Genomic DNA, 15,440 nt, shown 5'->3' with positions numbered 1-15,440 from the left:
CTTCACGCCGAGCGACGCCGGCGCCGGCACGCACACGATCACGTATTCCTTCACCGACGGCAACAGTTGCACGAACATCGCGAGCCAGAATATCGTCGTGAATCCGCTGCCGGCAGTGACGTTCGATCCCGCCGGGCCGTTCCTCGTGACAGATGCGCCGGCAGATCTTTCCTCTGCCGTCTCCCCTGCGGGCGGATCTTTTGCCGGGCCGGGGATTTCGGGAACGATGTTCGATCCCAGCGTTGCCGGAGTCGGCACGCACACGGTGACCTATTCTTTCACCGACGGCAACAGTTGCACGAACAGCGCCAGCCAGAACATTGCCGTCAATCCCGTGGCGCCGCCGGCGGACGACGCGTTCGTCTTGCTCGCCAACAAGATCACGCTGCAACAAACCAAGCAAGCCACGCCCAGCGGCAGGATCCATTCGAATGGCGCGCTGACCATCGAGAAAGGCTCGCCGAGCGCGTATAACTCCGATCTGACGGCAATCGGAAAGATCACCATCTCCAAAAACAATCTCATCAACGGCAACGTGACTTCGCCGCTGCCCGTAGCCAACGCCGGTGTGATCAACGGCACGCTCACGCTCGGCCCGGTTGATTTTGAGGCGTTGCCGAGCTTGAGTTACTCCGCCGGCGGGCCGAGCCATTTCGTGCCGAGCAACGGCACGCTCACCCTGTTGCCGGGCTCTTACCATCATGTGGTGCTCAACAGCTTCAGCACGCTCAAGCTCAGCAGCGGCGATTACTTTTTCACCGCACTGCGCTACAACGGCAGCACGACCACCACTGCCGTGCTCGAAATCGATTTGAGCAGCGGCGAGCCGATCACGCTCAATGTCGTGAGCAACCTCTATCTGGGCCATGAAGTGGCCATGCGGCTGCTGCCCAATGGCGAGGGCGACAGCGAGTTGGTCACGATCAACACGCGGCAGAGCAGCCTCACCCTCGGCCGCGAAGCCTATCTGCTCGGCACGTTCAATGCGCCGCAGGCCAAAGCCGTGCTGGAAAAGAACAGCCAGTTGCGCGGCGCGTTGCGCGCCAACGAGATTCTTGTGGCGCGTGATTGCCTGTTCCTGCATCACGATTCGCCGGGTTCCTTGCCGGGGCCGGGGGATTTGCCGAAGCCGTCTCTTGAGGAAGAAGAAGTGAGCAGTGATCAGTCCGCGGTGATCAGTTATCAGTTGGAGCAAAATTATCCGAACCCGTTCAATCCGAGCACCGTGATCAGTTTTCAGTTGCCAGCACGCGGAGAGGTGAAGCTGGTGATTTACAACCTGAGCGGTCAACTCATGCGCACTTTGGTTGAAGGCGTGTACGAAATGGGCAAATATGAAGTGATGTGGGATGGCAAAAACGAGTCCGGCGAGAACGTGGCGAGCGGGGTGTATCTGTACGTGATCAAGGCCGGGGAATTTACCGCGCAGCGGAAGCTGGTTTTGATGAGGTGAAGTCTTTGCGGTAAAAAGGGTGAGGGGCAAAGGGAGTGGGGCGCGCCCTGCGCTCCTCATCCCTTATCCCCCGCCTTGCCCTCTCCTCCGGCCGCCAAGGCCTCCTTGCTGAGAACAGAATTGGCAGGGGGCAACGCCGAAACTTCCAGGCGCGACAAATCAACCAGCCGGGGATTTGATTCACTGCAAAGCGGGGTCTCCTGCTGATTGAATCTGCACGCGACCGCCGCTCCAGTCGCTCAGGCTGGTGCGGAATAATGGCGCCAGTTCTTGGCGAATCGCGACCAGGCGGCTGATCGCAGCGCCAAAATCACTTTGCAGAGTTTCGACATCATATTGATGCAGGGCTTTTTCCACCGCCGCGGAGTGGTGATAGGCGTAGTTCAGGCGCAGGCAAATGCGGGGATGCGACGGCACCAGGGTGGCGCGCGCAATAGCGGCCTGCACTGCGCCGCTGTAAGCGCGCATCAAACCGCCGATGCCGAGCTTGGTGCCGCCAAAGTATCTCGATACGACGGCAACGAGATTGGTGAGCCGGTGCGCGGCCAGCGCCTGCAACATCGGCCTGCCGGCGCTGCCGGAAGGCTCCTGCGCGTCGCTGCTGTGCGCCAGCAACTGTTCGCCCAAGCCGAGGCGAAAGGCGTGGCAATTATGGCGGGCCTCGGCGAATTGCTGCGCGCGGCCGGCAATCAGTGCCTCGGCTTGCTCGCGGGATTGCGCGGGCGCCAGCCAGGCGACAAAGCGCGAGTCTTTCACCCGCAACTCGGCTTCGCAGGCCGCGGCAATCGTGTAGCTCGGTCGCGCCGTCTCAGTCAATCATCCAGTCCTCGAGGTTGAAGCCGCGCAATTGCGCCAGGCGCGCGATGGTTTCGCCGATCTTGTTGTTGGGCGTGGAGGCGCCGGCAGTCAATCCGATTCTCAACTCGCCGGCCGGCAGCCAGTTGGTTGCGGCAATTTCGGCGGGCTGGCCCACGGGTTTGTGGCGGAGGGTGTGCGCATCCACCAGGCAGCCGGCATCATCGATGTGATACGCGCGGGTGTTGTGCCCGGCGATCTCGACGAGATGATTGGTGTTGCTGCTGTTGTAGCCGCCGATGACGAGCATGAGATCGAGGCGGTGGTTTTTCACCAGCTCCAGCACCGCGTCCTGGCGGTCTTGGGTGGCGCTGCAAATCGTATCGAAGTTGCGGAAGTGCTGTTCGATTTCGGCGGCGCCGTATTTTTCGATCATCGCGGCCTTGAGGCGCTCGGCAATCGCCAGCGATTCGCTGGAGAGCATGGTGGTTTGATTGGCGACGCCGACTTTGACGAGATCGCGATCGGGATCGAAGCCCGGCGAAATCGCAGCGCTGAAACGCGCCAGCAAATCCTCGCGCGAGCGGCGGCCGGCGATGAAGGCGCACACTTCCTCGATCTCCGCCATGTCACGCACCACGAGATAGCGGCCGGCGGCATATTTCATCGCCTGGCTGCTGGTGGCGCGGGTTTCCTCATGCGCATACTTGCCGTGAATCACCGCGGTGAAGCCGTCGCGGGCGTATTGTTCCACCCGTTTCCAAACGTTCAACACCGAGCCGCAAGTGGTGTCCACCAGGATGCAGCCGATCGCCGAGAGCTGCTGGAATTCCTGTATGGTGACACCGAAGGCGGGCAGGATGACGACATCCTCCGGTTGCAGCATGCCGAAATCGTTGCCCTGGCCGTATTGCCCGCTCAGAAAACCGATTTTCATTGCGAGCATGCGCCGGTTGACGTGAGGATTGTGAATGATCTCACCAGTGAGAAAAATGCGGCGGTCGGGGAATTTTTCGCGCGCTTGATAGGCGTATTCGACGGCGCGCTCAACGCCGTAGCAAAAACCGAACTCCTTGGCAAGATGAAATTGCAGATTGCCGGCGCGCAACACGTGATCGTGGCGGCGTAGATATTCCACCACCCGGCTGTGATAGTCGCGCGTCAACTGCTCCTGCGCGAAGGCCTTGAGGCCAAGTCCTTTCTGAAAATAAGTCCCGGTTTGCGGCTCCGGCGTCGAGGTCATTTGACTCAAAGAAGGTTCCTCTCTATTTGTGATATTTTTCGCCGCGCAAAATCGTGCCGGCGCGATAAAGCTGTTCGAGCAGCACGATGCGGGCAAGTTCATGCGGCAAGGTCATGGTCGAAAGCGCCAGGCGTTCATGCGCGCGGCCGCGCACCTCCGCGCTCAAGCCCAGCGGGCCGCCCAGCACGAAATCCACCGCGCGCGGGCCGTGTTCGAGCAAACGTTGCAACCAGCGCGCGAACGCTTGACTGTCCCGCTGCCGGCCTTGATCGTCGAGCACCACCACGCGCGCTTCCCGGCGCAAGGCCTGGCTCAGTTCCCGCCCCTCGGCCGCGACCGCCTCGGTTTCCGACAGTCCTTTGCCGACGCGATCCTTGATTTCGACGACGTCGAAGGCAAAATAGTGCTGCAGCCGCTGCTGATAATCGCGGGCGGCCGCCAGCCAATGCGCTTGGCGCAGTTTTCCCACTGCGACAATCCGGAGATCCAATGGAAAAAACGCCATGCTTGCTCCGCTGCCCTGCGCAGGCGTGCAGCGCGCCGCCGGCCCCTCGCGTGAGGGGATGACACCGCGGCGCAACCGGTTCAGAATGCAAAGTGCTCGCCGGGCTTGAGAATCACCACGCGCGTTTTGGTGCCGGCAACCCGGTCGGCAAACTCGCGCGGGTCAGCGGCGATGACCGGGAAGGTGTTGTAGTGCATCGGGATCGCGATTCGGGGTTGCAGAAACGCGACGGCCTTGGCCGCATCCGCGACACCCATGGTGTAATTGTCGCCGATGGGCAGCAGGGCGACATCAATGGCGTTCATCTGGCCGATGAGCTGCATGTCCAGGAACAGGCCCGTGTCGCCGGCGTGATAGACGACTTGGTCTTCGGCGGAGAGCAAGAAGCCCGCGGGACTGCCCAGGTACAGGAAACCGTTGTCGGTTTCATATCCCGAGCCGTGATGGGCGATGGTCAGCTTGACGCGGCCAAAGGGAAATCCGTGGCTGCCCCCGATGCTCATGCCGTGACTCGGCACACCCTGGCGGCCGCAGAATGTCGCAATCTCGTGATTCGCAATGATGAGGGCGCCGGTGCGCCGCGCAATCGCAACGGCATCACCGACGTGATCACCGTGGCCGTGAGAAATCAGAATGAAATCACAGGCCACCTCCTCCGCTTTCACCGCCGCCACGGGATTGCCGGTGAGAAACGGATCGAGCAGCAGACGATGCGTTCCCGTCTCGAGCAGAAAACAGGAATGCCCGAGGAATACAAGTTTCATGACTCATCTCCTCTGCGTTGGGCAACAGCAACCGAGCCGGCCGGCCTGGCCGCTCCGCAACAACCTGACAGCGACGCAGGGCAATCAACTCATCTGGCGGTGGCTGATGAGCTGCATGAATTCCTCGCGGCAGGCGCGGTCATCGTGAAAGATGCCGAGCAACGCGCTGTTGGTCACCACCGTGTTTTGCTTCTGAATGCCGCGCATCATCATGCACAAGTGCCGGGCTTCCGTTACCACCGCGACGCCGGCCGGGCGCAGAACTTCCATGAGTGTCTTGGCAATCTCGTTGGTCATGCGTTCCTGCACCTGCAGGCGGCGGGCGAACACTTCGACAATGCGGGGGATCTTGCTCAGACCCACCACCCGGCCCTCGGGAATGTAGGCCACGTGGCAGCGGCCATAGAACGGCAGCAAATGGTGCTCGCACAGGCTGTAGAAATCGATGTCCTTCACGATCACCATTTCATTGTACTGTTCGTCGAACAGGGCATTGTTGAGAATCGCTTGCACGTCGCTGTGATAGCCGGCGGTCAGAAAAGCATAGGCATCGGCCACGCGTTTGGGCGTGCGCACCAGCCCCTGGCGGCTGGGGTCTTCCCCCAGTTGCTCGAGCAGCTCGTGAATGAGGGCGACGGTGCGGCTGTGTCCGGCGCGTTCCGCGCGCGGCCCGGTTTCATGATCGAATTCATTATCCACAAAAGTCAATGACGATCGCGGCCGCGTCTCCGGCGTGCCGCCCTCGGAAGAATCCTGCTTTGCCTCACTCTGGTGCTGTTGTCGTTTGGGATCAACCATAACTGTTGTTTCTCAAGGGTTGGGCATGACCTTCGCGGCCCGGCAAGCCGGCGCACCACCCGCGGCCGGAAACAACAGCGCGAGCAGCGTCAGCACCGCGACTAGCGCGAGGGCCAGCAACATGAAATGCCGGCGAATGGTTTTCTCTTTGTCAGCAGCCATGGGATGCTCCTTCTGCCGCCGCGCCCGGCGCCGCAGCGGTTGGGGTCGGCTGTTCCAGCAAACGTCCTTGATAGGTGCCGCGGCGCCGCATCTCCGCGGCAATGCCCTGGATGATTTCAGCGCGCGAGAGATGCCAGCGCGGCGCGATCAGCAGGTCGCGCGGCGCCTCGCCGTGCAGCCGCTCGATCACAATCCGCGGCGACAGCCGTTCGAGAAACCGGATGACCAACGACACCCACTCGTCGTAGGAGAACACGTGAAACGGCTGCTGCTGGTATTGCCGCGCCAGTTCCGTGTGCTTGACAACGTGCAGGTTGTGAATCTTGAGCACCGTCACCTCCAGCGCGTTGATGGCGTCGGCCATGGCCAGCCATTGCGCCTCGGTTTCATTGGGAAAGCCGAGAATGACATGCAGCGTGACCGGCAGGCCGAAGGCGCGCGCCTGCGCAATTGCGGCGCGCGTGCAGGCAAAATCGTGGCCGCGATTGATCAGGCGCAGGGTCTCATCATAGATCGATTCCAGGCCGAACTCGAGATTGACGTAGGTTTCCTGCGCCAGCCGCGCCAGCATGGTCAGCTTGGCTTCCTCGACGCAATCCGGCCGCGTGCCAATCGCCAGGCCGACGACCCGCGGGTGCTGCACGGCGTCGCGAAACAAGGTTTGCAGATGCTCGACCGGCGCATAGGTGTTGCTGTAGGGCTGAAAATAGACGATGAACCGCTGCGCCGCGAAGCGCCGTTCGAGAAAGGCGATGCCGGCTTGAATCTGATCGCGCACGGAATACTTCGGCCGCGCGCTTTCCGGCGTGAAACTGACGATGTTGCAATACGTGCAGCCGCCGCGCGCCACCGTGCCGTCACGGTTGGGGCAGGTGAAACCGGCATGCACGCTGACTTTGTGCACGCGCTGGCCGAACTTCTCCTGCAGGTAACGGCCGTAGGCATTGTACAGCGGCGGTGTCGTTTTGCGCGCGGTCATCAGGCTAGTTCTGGGAGAAAGTCTTCGCCAATTCTTCGGCAAACAGCGAAACGGCGGAGGCACCCTCCGCGGTCAGGAGATTGCCGTCCCGCTCGAGCTTGCTGCCGGTGTAGTCCGCGCCGAAATTCGAGAGTTTCTCGAACACGGAAATATGGCCGGTGACTTTGCGGCCTTGCAGCAGGCCGGCCACGCCCAACGCCACGATGGCGCGATCGATGGCGGCAATGGGTTTGCCTGCGCGCGCATGCGCGCGCAGAATCTCGTGGAGCTTGTGATCATACCAGTACTGGCTGGCGCCATGGCCACCGATCAACACCACGCCGGCATACTCCTCCGGGTTGACGCTGTCGACCAGCACCTCGGGATTGACCGCGATGCCCTGGCTGCCGATCGCACCCGCCGGTACCGTCGAGGCCACCACGACTTTGAGCCCGCGCTTTTCCAAAGCGGCGCGGGCAGCTTCGTATTGTTCCTGGCGAAAAGCATGGGCCGGCAAGACAAACAAGATTGGTTGGCCGTTGGTGCTCATGGTTCGCTTCCTCCTCCGTAATACCTGTTTGCTCTCAATCGCCAATTGCCTGCCTCTGCCCGGCGAATCCGCCGCCGTGCAGAAAACGGCGTGCCTGGCGGCTACTCCGGGGCGAGGTTTCGACTTTGCCGCCCCTCACCCGCGGCCGGCAGAAACAATTGCCGGCTTACTTGCGCACCGCGAATCCCAGGATCTTTTCCACCGCCTGCACTTTTTCCTCCGGCAGCCGTTCGCGCCCCTTGAAGTCATCAATTTTGATGCGGGTCAGCACACGCTCATGCTGCTGCCGTACGGCAGCGTGGCACTTGCGCACCACCGCCATCACCGGTTCCCACTCGCCGATGAGCACCGTGCCCATCGGGGTCAGGCGATATTCCAGGCCGCTTTCATGGACAATCTTAACGGCGGCCGCGACCGCCGCACCGAGGTGCGCATCGCGGCCCACCGGCACAATGCTAAGCTCAACCATCATATCACAGTATCCTCTCGTTCAGTTTGAGAATGTTGAGAATTTGAGGTCACACCGTGCGCCTGGCAGCCCTCAACCCAAAAACTGCCGTCGGGGCGAAATTCTTTTTTCCAGATGGGCACCGCGTGCTTGATCGTGTCGATCACAAAACGGCAGGCGGCAAAGGCATCGGCACGGTGCGCGCACGACACCACGATGGCCACGCTCACCTCACCGAGGGCGAGCCGGCCAAAGCGGTGCGCGATGGCCAGTTTGCGCACCGACCAGCGCTGCCGGGCCTCGTCCGCAATCTTCTGCATCTGGGCAAGGGCCATGGCCTCATAAGCCTCGTACTCCAGGCCGATCACCTGCTGCCCCTGGGAATGATCGCGCACGCGCCCCAGGAATATGACGACACCGCCGCTACCGTGGTCTTCCGCGTGTGCCAGCAGCTCGGCGAGATCAATGGGTTTGTCGGTCAGGGCAATCATGCGTTCAGGTTCAATCGCATTCTCGTGTTGCGCCGGCTCGAGTGATCAGTGAAAGTTAAAAGAGTCCGGCAGAATCTCAAGTCATTTGTTCGTTGCTGCGCAATGCCAGGGCGTCGCGCAGACTTCATCATTGCGGCAGACGGGACGCCGGCGCCAGGGTCACCCCCGAGAATGAAGCGAGGCGTCGCGGTCGAGGCCGCTCACCAAGCCTGACCCAAGCCGCCGCTCACCGGCGGCAGCAGCGCCAGCTCCCTCACCTGGGTGAGTGCGGCATGCGCCGGCACGAATTCACCATCCACCGCAAACGAGAGGGATTTGAGATGAGGGCCCAACCGGGGATATTGTGAGGCGAGCCGTTCGGCGATTTGCAGCGGCGTCAGCGGGCCGGGCAGTTCTATTTCAACTTCGCGGGCGCCGACCGCGTCGCGCAGACTGGCATACAGCAGAATCCGGATTTTCATGTTGCGGTTTTGGAATACTGCAAGGCCGTGAGATGGTCAAAGCCGCGATGTGCGGGATTCTCCTGGAAGTCCCGGTAGATGGCGCGGCACTGGTAGCAAATCGTCACCGTCGGCAGAAAGTAATAGAGCGCAAAATCCAGCGCGGTGGCGATGAACAGGCTGAGGAATTTGGTATGATAGCTGAACAGCACGCCGATCGCGAAGATGAGGAGACCGAGCCGCGGGTTGAAATCCTTCTGCAAATAGAAACCCTGATTGCCGCACACGGCGCACTGATCGATCTGGCCGGATTGCCGGCTGTGCGCGCTGAAGTTCAGCGTCACGCTTTGCGCGCAACCGCGGCAGTTGATCAGAGGAGTGCCGGCGGTGGTTTTATTTTCCGCACGGCAGTGCGGGCAGAGGAATTCAACGTTCATCGGCAACCTCGAGGGCATGGTGCAAGCGGCCGCGGGGCGGCGGGGTTCAGTTGAGTTCGGGATCATCAGGAACGACGCGCATGCTGGCCACAATCTGGCGCAGTTTTTCGGCATAATTCAGGCGGCCGTCAACAATGCCCTGCACGACGTCCAGGCGTTTTTCCACGGCCGGCATCTCCAGCAGTTGCTGCTTGTCGCCCACCGGAATATCGAGAATCGCGGCGACTTGGTTGACCACAACCTCCAGCGAGGCGCTGCGGTCCCAGCGATTGTCATTCATGTCGATGCCGAGCACTTGATTGAAATAGGCAAAGAACCGTTCGAGCAAATGATCGCGCGCGCGCAACTGCTCGTGCGTCTCCCGCGCCGAGGGCATGTCGTCGAGCAGATTCACCACGGCGATGCGATAGGGTTTCTCCTTCACGAATTTTACCAGCTCAAAACGGTTCAAGCCGTGCAGCAGGATGTTGAAGCGGCCCTCGGGCAAACGTTCGTAAGCTTCGATGCGCCCCATGCAGCCGATGCGATAGACCGCAGGCAAGCCGGCGCTGTCAACGTCGCCGCCCTCCTTCAGCAGAATCATGCCGATCTGGCGTTCATGCTCCAGGGCGTCGGTCACCATTTGTCTGTAGCGCGGCTCGAAGATGTGCAGCGGCAGAAGCACTTTGGGAAAGAAGACGATATTGGGCAGCGGGAAAATGGGCAGAACAATTGTCGCCATGATGCGCCTCATGAATGCGGCAACTTCACTTATGAATCAACACCAGCAGAGCAATCTTGCGCTGGCAAGCGCCTACCTTTCACTGACTCGCTGCGCGGTCGGCAGATGTTTGCACCAGGCGCCTGCAAGCCCACTGCGCAGCCTCGGCCAGCACCGGATCGGGATGGTCGAGAAACCGTTCCGCCCACGGCCGCAGGTCGGGCAGCCCGCTGTTGCCGATGGCGAGCAGCACGTTGCGCAGCAAGCCGCGCCATTTGGCGCGTTTCACCGGAGAGTTTTTGAAGCGCCGGCGAAATTCCTCCTCCGTCAATTCCGCCATGCTGTGCAGCGGGGGCGCCACCAGGCCGGGCCGCGGCGAAAACGCCGGATCCGCTGTGGTCGCGGCCTTGCGGTTCCAGGGACAGACGTCCTGGCAAATATCACAACCAAAGAGATGATTGCCGAGCGGCGCGCGCAGTTCATCCGGAATGGCGCCGCGCAGCTCGATGGTCAAGTAAGAGATGCACCGGCTGGCGTCCAGCACATAGGGAGCGACGAAGGCCTGCGTCGGGCAAGCTTCGAGACAGCGGGTGCAGCTTCCGCAGCGATCGGGCGGGGGCGCCTCCACCGGCAACGCCAGATTGGTAATCAATTCGCCGATGAAGAACCAACTGCCCAGGCGCTGGTTGATGAGGTTGGTATTTTTGCCGAACCAGCCCAGGCCGGCATACTTGGCAAACACACGGTCGAGCACCGGCCCGGTGTCGGTGTAATACCGGCCTTGATAATCCTCGCCGAGGCGCGCCGTGAGATATTCGTGCAGCGCAGTCAGCTTGCGGCGCAGGAGATCATGATAGTCATCGCCCCAGGCGTAGCGGGAAATCCAGCCGCGGCCTGGCTCGCGCATAGCGGTGGAGAGCGGTGGCGGGGTGTGATAGACCACACCGATGACGATGACGGACTTGGCCTCGGGCAGGAGGCTGTGCACGTTCATACGATTGGGGAGCTGGCGGTGAAGATAGGCCATCTCGCCGGCATAGCCGGCCGCCAGCCAAGCCGGATAGTGATTCAACTCTTCAAAGAACGAAGCCGGCGCAACGCCGAACAAATCACAGCCGTGGGCGGTGGCCAGTGCCTGCAAATCGTCTTTCAAGCCGGCGGCGATGATCGAATTGGACATGCGAGAACCGTCCCTTGTTCAATCCGCAGCAGTGCGGCCGCGCGCGCATGTCGTGCCGCTCACAACGCGACTTGCACTTCCCCGCCGGCATTGCGCACGGCGTAGGTTTTGAGTTTTCTGGCGCGGTTGCCGAGATTTTCGCCGGTGGTGACATCATATTGCCAGCCATGCCAGGGGCAGGTGATGACGGTACCCTGCAATTCGCCTTCGTCAAGCGGGCCTTGGCGGTGGAGGCATTCCTGCTGGGTGGCGTAGAGCTTGCCGCCGACGTTGTAGAGCACGATCGTCTGGCCCTGCACTTCCACTTTGCGGATGGCGCCTGCGGGAAGATCGACTTCTTTGCAGACGGTAACGAAATCGCTTATCTCGCTCTCCTTTGCCAAATCGAGCTGCACAAAATTGTCGTTGCCAAGAGGGGAAATTTCGTCGAATCTTGCAGGTGAAATGCCGTAGCACGCTGCCCCAGTCACTGTGGCGGGCGCCGGCGCTACTTTGGGTGTCTTTTCGAAAAAGTTCAGACCTCATCTGAGCCGGGGTTTCCAAAACCTCGAGCCTCGGCACGCTCGGAGTTTTCACCTGCAGCGGCCAAGCCGGGGCAGGACACTCTACCGGTCGCGACTTCGGACGGACACTATTTAGCGAATTTGTTCTTCATTTGCAAGCGTGTCGCGCGCCGCACTTCCGCAGCGTGCCACCGGCGTTGTTCGGCCGCGGTGAGCGGAACGTAGGCAGGCACGGCAACCGGCCGGCCCTGTTCGTTGAGCGCGACAAAAGTGAGATAGGCCGAGCTGGTGTGTTTGCGTTCGCCGGTGAGCAAGTTTTCCGACCAGACTTTCACGCCAATTTCCATGGACGTGTGAAAGGCGCGGTTGAGGGCGGCGCGGATGAGGATGAGATCGCCGACTCTGACGGGGTGGTGAAATTCGAGATAGTCAACGCTGGCGGTGACCACGGCGCTGTGGCAGTGGCGCGAGGCGGCCACGGCCGCGGCAATGTCAATCAGGTGCATGACCTTGCCGCCCAGGATGTTGCCGAGCAGGTTGGCGTCGTTCGGCAGCACGATCTCCGCCATCTCGGCGGTGGTGGCGGCGGCGAATTCGTTCTGGCTTTCCTGCAAGTGAGTGGGTGGGTTCATGGGCTGAGGTGGATTTCCATGCCTTCATGGGCGGCGTAGGCCGGCTTGAAGAGGGTGCGGGCATATTCCTGGATGCGATCCATGTCCTCATCCGCATGGCGCGGGTTGTGATGAAACAGAATCAGCCTGCCCACCCGGGCTTTGCGCGCCACTTCGCAGGCCATTTCGATGGTGCTGTGGCCGAAGCCTTGGGTGGGGAAATGCGGGTTGGAATATTCTTCGTGTGTGTATTGCGCGTCATGAATCAGCACATCGGCATCGCGGGCAAACTCGATGAGGCGGGAGTCGCCGCCGGTGTAGCCTTCGATGTCGGTGGCATAAACGACGCGCTTGCCGTTGTTCGCGATCTTGAAAACAAAAACGCCGTCTTTGGGATGGGCATAGCTGCGCAGGATGCTCACCAACAAATCGCCGGGCCGCGGCGGCGGCAATTCCTCGCGCGCGCCATAGATCTTTGGGGCTTTTTCGGAATTGCGGTAGAGCAGTCGATCGGAATCCGCCAGGTTTTCGATGATCTTGTGCGCGTTCAATTCCTCCAGCCGCACGGGGCAATAGCGCGCCGTCATGGTCAGGGAGATGCTATCGCGCAAATCGACGCCCAGTAACTGCGGGCCATAAACATAAAGCCGGGTTTGGCTGGAATAAGCCGGCAGAAAGAACGGCAGGGCTTGAATATGATCGTGATGGGTGTGGCTCAGCAGAATCGTGATGGTGAACGGTTCCTGCGGCTGGCCCGGGTCCGCGGCACGGGCGGCCTGATATTCGGACATGAGCAGATCGCCGAGAGCGATCAGGCCGGTGCCGGCATCGAGAATGATGCGATGGTAGGCGTTGCGGACTTCGACGCAGGCGGTATTGCCGCCGTAACGCACGGTGTGCGGGCCGGGCACCGGATAGCTGCCTCGCACCCCCCAAAACCGAATCCAAAGCTCTGCGGGAGAAGGCTGGACCTTCTCTGAGTTTGGCTGCTTCTCCGAGCGATTTTGACTTTGCGCATGACCTGCGGCGGGGCTATCGTTGCTGGCCATAGAACTCCTCTCGCGCTGCATATCCCGTGACTATTGCTGCGATGACAAAACTCCCTCCGCACTGGGCATTTCCCGCTGGCTATGTGGTATTACGCCCCCTGCCTGCTACTGCGTAAACCGGATTGCGGGGGGCTTTGCCAAGGCTGGCCGCAGCAACTGTCACTCGGTCGTGCGACGCACCGCGCGCTTGCCTGCTTCCTCCTCAGCATTCAGGAAAGCTTGAACACTTTTCCCAACAGTTCGTTGCCGGCGCCGGCGTGCGAGCTCTGCGCTGCCACTTGCGCGATCAGATTCTCCACGATCTGCTGGAACGCAGCCTGAATACCGGCCTCGGCGCTTTGGGTCACGATCGGCCGGCCTTCATCCCCTCCGACTCGAATCGCCATGTTGAGCGGCACCTCCCCGAGGAACGGCACTTCGAATTTTTTCGCCGCCTCCCGGCCGCCGCCGTGCGCGAACACTTCGGTGCGCTGGCCGCAATGGGGGCAACTGAAATAGCTCATGTTTTCGATGATGCCCAACACCGGCACTTCCACCTTGCGAAACATGTTGATGCCTTTTTTGGCGTCGCTCAGGGCCACGTCCTGCGGCGTGGTCACGACCACGGCGCCGGTCAGCGCCACCGCCTGGGAGAGCGTGAGTTGCGCATCGCCGGTGCCGGGCGGCAAATCCACCACCAGATAATCCAACTCGCCCCAGTCCACTTCGGTGAGAAACTGGGTGATCATGCGGCCGACGAGCGGACCGCGCCAAATCACGGCCGTATCACCTTCGCTGACATAGCCGATGGACACGATTTTGATGCCAAATTTTTCGATCGGCTGGATGCGGCCCTGCGGTGTGGCGCTGAGCTTGGCTTTCAATGTATCGGTCATCATCGGCACGTTGGGGCCGTAGATATCGGCATCGAGCAAACCCACCCGCAGCCCGCGTTGCGCCAGGGCCACTGCGAGATTAACCGACACTGTGGTCTTGCCCACGCCGCCTTTACCGCTGGCCACGGCGATGAGGTTTTTCGCGCCGGGAACCGGTCGCGGCGGCTGTTGCGGCGGTATGGGATGTGGGGGATGATTCATGTTCGTCCGTCAGTGATTCCAAAAAGTTGATTGCTACTTGCGACCGGCCGGAAGTGCCTCGCCTTCGCGGAGATACACCACTCCCTTCTTGTGTCAGGTTGTCGGCATCTTCTCCGGCACCAAGCCGCAACCCAGTGCTGAAAAGCTTTCTTTGCGCGAAATCCGTGCGCAGGTGCATCTCACACCGGCGAAAACGACTCGCGCGGCATTCACCGGGCGGCGCAGCGCGGCCAATATAACAAAAAATTTGGGGTTGTCAAATTTTTTTGACGGAGAGGCTCCTGGCTCCCTGCACCGCGCGTCGACGCGGCGCTGGCGCCGATTAAAAGGAATGGCCTTGAGATCCAACTCTCAAGGCCACTCACAGTCAGCACCGGCCGCCAAGCAAGGCGAATGCCGGTTGGATTACTTCACATACAACTTGTAGCGGTCATTGATACGGCCCCAATGCAGCTTGGCGAGGAAATTGTCGATGTACTTCGCCCGGCCCGGGCCGTCCTTGTGGTAGTAAGCGTGCTCGAACACATCGCAGGCAATCAGGGGAATTCCGCCCCAGATGGCGCCGTATTGATGCTCATCCACCAGCACATTGAGAAGCTGCTTTGACCACAAGGCATCATAAACCAACAGGCCCCAGCCGCTGAGCTTGGCGGAGACCGCGGTGGCCTTGAAATCCGCCTTCCATTTGTCGAAGGAGCCGAATTGTTTTTCGATGGCCTTCATCACTTCCGGGCCTTTGCCGGGATCACCCTCGCCGCCCATCACTGCCCAGTACACGTCATGCAGCAGGGCACCGGCATGATTCCAGGTGTAACGGCGCTTCAGTTCGCCGATCTCACTGTAGTTGCCGTTGGCCTCGGCGGGATTGGCCTTTTCCAACGCCTGTTCGATCTTGTTGAGCACCGTCACATAGCCTTTGTGGTGGGTATTGTAGTGCCAGTCCGTGGTTTCCGGACTGATCACCTCTTTCAGCAATGTCTTCGCCTCTTCATCGCTGTAGGGGCGAGGGCTCAGCTTATATTCGTACGCCATGACGTCCTCCTTGGGTAATTGCAGGTCAGTTCCCGCCGAGTTTATTATGGTGGCAGGTCGCGGGAAGGGTTGAAAGCGGGCGCAATATCGCAATTCCAGCTCACAATGTCAACGCTGAGTTTGGCGCAGTCGAAGTCGAGCTGTTTGGGATCGCCGGGAATAGCGGTACCCGTTGCCTCAAAATTAAATGTTACCCAAATTTGTGAGAACTGGGGTGATTTTGATTTATTGTTCTTTTGCTGTTG

21 protein-coding genes are annotated in these 15,440 nt (G+C 60.8%); 1 reads left to right on the top strand and 20 read right to left on the bottom strand.

Translation table 11 applies throughout. The features are described from left to right. Positions 1–1,453, top strand: a 1,453-nt coding sequence (locus L6R21_08350) for a T9SS type A sorting domain-containing protein (GenBank protein ID MCK6559198.1), incomplete at its 5' end; no start/stop codon positions are given. 180 nt (positions 1,454–1,633) lie between these two features. Here the strand turns inward: L6R21_08350 and L6R21_08345 are convergent. The 20 genes from L6R21_08345 to L6R21_08250 form a co-directional block, all read right to left on the bottom strand. Next, the gene (locus L6R21_08345) at positions 1,634–2,269 is read right to left on the bottom strand and encodes an IMPACT family protein (protein ID MCK6559197.1); all 636 of its coding nucleotides are present in this window, start codon (positions 2,267–2,269) and stop codon (positions 1,634–1,636) included. Beyond that, a complete protein-coding gene (locus tag L6R21_08340; GenBank protein MCK6559196.1) occupies positions 2,262–3,491 on the bottom strand; it encodes a 4-hydroxy-3-methylbut-2-enyl diphosphate reductase in 1,230 nt (409 codons plus the stop codon). Before L6R21_08340 ends, L6R21_08345 begins: the two co-directional genes overlap by 8 nt. Before the next feature lie 22 nt (positions 3,492–3,513). Beyond that, the gene (locus L6R21_08335) at positions 3,514–3,996 is read right to left on the bottom strand and encodes a 23S rRNA (pseudouridine(1915)-N(3))-methyltransferase RlmH (GenBank protein ID MCK6559195.1); all 483 of its coding nucleotides are present in this window, start codon (positions 3,994–3,996) and stop codon (positions 3,514–3,516) included. Between the two features lie 80 nt (positions 3,997–4,076). Further along, positions 4,077–4,760, bottom strand: coding sequence for a metal-dependent hydrolase (locus L6R21_08330; protein MCK6559194.1), 684 nt, complete (start codon positions 4,758–4,760; stop codon positions 4,077–4,079). An 84-nt stretch (positions 4,761–4,844) separates the two neighbouring features. Further along, the gene (gene folE / locus L6R21_08325; protein ID MCK6559193.1) at positions 4,845–5,387 is read right to left on the bottom strand and encodes a GTP cyclohydrolase I FolE; all 543 of its coding nucleotides are present in this window, start codon (positions 5,385–5,387) and stop codon (positions 4,845–4,847) included. A 183-nt stretch (positions 5,388–5,570) separates the two neighbouring features. After that, positions 5,571–5,720, bottom strand: coding sequence for a hypothetical protein (locus tag L6R21_08320; protein MCK6559192.1), 150 nt, complete (start codon positions 5,718–5,720; stop codon positions 5,571–5,573). After that, complete coding sequence (locus tag L6R21_08315; GenBank protein ID MCK6559191.1) at positions 5,710–6,699, bottom strand: TIGR01212 family radical SAM protein; 990 nt, start codon at positions 6,697–6,699, stop codon at positions 5,710–5,712. The genes L6R21_08320 and L6R21_08315 overlap by 11 nt, the downstream gene beginning before the upstream one ends. A gap of 4 nt (positions 6,700–6,703) precedes the next feature. Beyond that, positions 6,704–7,228: a DJ-1/PfpI family protein gene (locus L6R21_08310; protein MCK6559190.1), complete on the bottom strand. Its 525-nt coding sequence runs from the start codon at positions 7,226–7,228 to the stop codon at positions 6,704–6,706. A 166-nt stretch (positions 7,229–7,394) separates the two neighbouring features. Continuing rightward, complete coding sequence (locus tag L6R21_08305; protein ID MCK6559189.1) at positions 7,395–7,700, bottom strand: MTH1187 family thiamine-binding protein; 306 nt, start codon at positions 7,698–7,700, stop codon at positions 7,395–7,397. After that, positions 7,697–8,167 (bottom strand): molybdenum cofactor biosynthesis protein MoaE, encoded by a 471-nt coding sequence (locus L6R21_08300; protein MCK6559188.1) that lies wholly within the window; start codon positions 8,165–8,167, stop codon positions 7,697–7,699. Before L6R21_08300 ends, L6R21_08305 begins: the two co-directional genes overlap by 4 nt. A 200-nt stretch (positions 8,168–8,367) precedes the next feature. Further along, complete coding sequence (locus L6R21_08295) at positions 8,368–8,628, bottom strand: MoaD/ThiS family protein (GenBank protein MCK6559187.1); 261 nt, start codon at positions 8,626–8,628, stop codon at positions 8,368–8,370. Further along, a complete protein-coding gene (locus L6R21_08290; protein ID MCK6559186.1) occupies positions 8,625–9,044 on the bottom strand; it encodes a hypothetical protein in 420 nt (139 codons plus the stop codon). Before L6R21_08290 ends, L6R21_08295 begins: the two co-directional genes overlap by 4 nt. Before the next feature lie 46 nt (positions 9,045–9,090). Next, entirely contained in the window at positions 9,091–9,765 is a 675-nt protein-coding gene (locus L6R21_08285; protein MCK6559185.1) for an LON peptidase substrate-binding domain-containing protein, read from the bottom strand. A 79-nt stretch (positions 9,766–9,844) separates the two neighbouring features. Further along, positions 9,845–10,924 carry a tRNA epoxyqueuosine(34) reductase QueG gene (gene queG, locus L6R21_08280; GenBank protein MCK6559184.1) on the bottom strand — a complete coding sequence of 360 codons (1,080 nt, stop codon included), beginning with the start codon at positions 10,922–10,924 and terminating at the stop codon, positions 9,845–9,847. Between the two features lie 59 nt (positions 10,925–10,983). Then, positions 10,984–11,394 carry a Rieske 2Fe-2S domain-containing protein gene (locus tag L6R21_08275; protein MCK6559183.1) on the bottom strand — a complete coding sequence of 137 codons (411 nt, stop codon included), beginning with the start codon at positions 11,392–11,394 and terminating at the stop codon, positions 10,984–10,986. Positions 11,395–11,555: 161 nt separating this feature from the next. Beyond that, positions 11,556–12,059 (bottom strand): acyl-CoA thioesterase, encoded by a 504-nt coding sequence (locus L6R21_08270; protein ID MCK6559182.1) that lies wholly within the window; start codon positions 12,057–12,059, stop codon positions 11,556–11,558. Continuing rightward, the gene (locus L6R21_08265; protein ID MCK6559181.1) at positions 12,056–12,967 is read right to left on the bottom strand and encodes an MBL fold metallo-hydrolase; all 912 of its coding nucleotides are present in this window, start codon (positions 12,965–12,967) and stop codon (positions 12,056–12,058) included. Before L6R21_08265 ends, L6R21_08270 begins: the two co-directional genes overlap by 4 nt. Positions 12,968–13,296: 329 nt before the next feature. Next, positions 13,297–14,163 carry an Mrp/NBP35 family ATP-binding protein gene (locus tag L6R21_08260; GenBank protein MCK6559180.1) on the bottom strand — a complete coding sequence of 289 codons (867 nt, stop codon included), beginning with the start codon at positions 14,161–14,163 and terminating at the stop codon, positions 13,297–13,299. 405 nt (positions 14,164–14,568) lie between these two features. Beyond that, the gene (locus L6R21_08255) at positions 14,569–15,195 is read right to left on the bottom strand and encodes a superoxide dismutase (protein ID MCK6559179.1); all 627 of its coding nucleotides are present in this window, start codon (positions 15,193–15,195) and stop codon (positions 14,569–14,571) included. A 44-nt stretch (positions 15,196–15,239) separates the two neighbouring features. Beyond that, on the bottom strand, positions 15,240–15,440 hold a 201-nt coding region (locus tag L6R21_08250; protein MCK6559178.1), incomplete at its 5' end, for a hypothetical protein.

The sequence above is a fragment of the bacterium genome, assembly GCA_023150945.1.
Taxonomy (GTDB): Bacteria; Zhuqueibacterota; Zhuqueibacteria; order Zhuqueibacterales; family Zhuqueibacteraceae; genus Coneutiohabitans.
The sequence above is the reverse complement of the archived record's forward strand: the minus strand, read 5'-3'. Positions and strand labels throughout refer to the sequence as shown.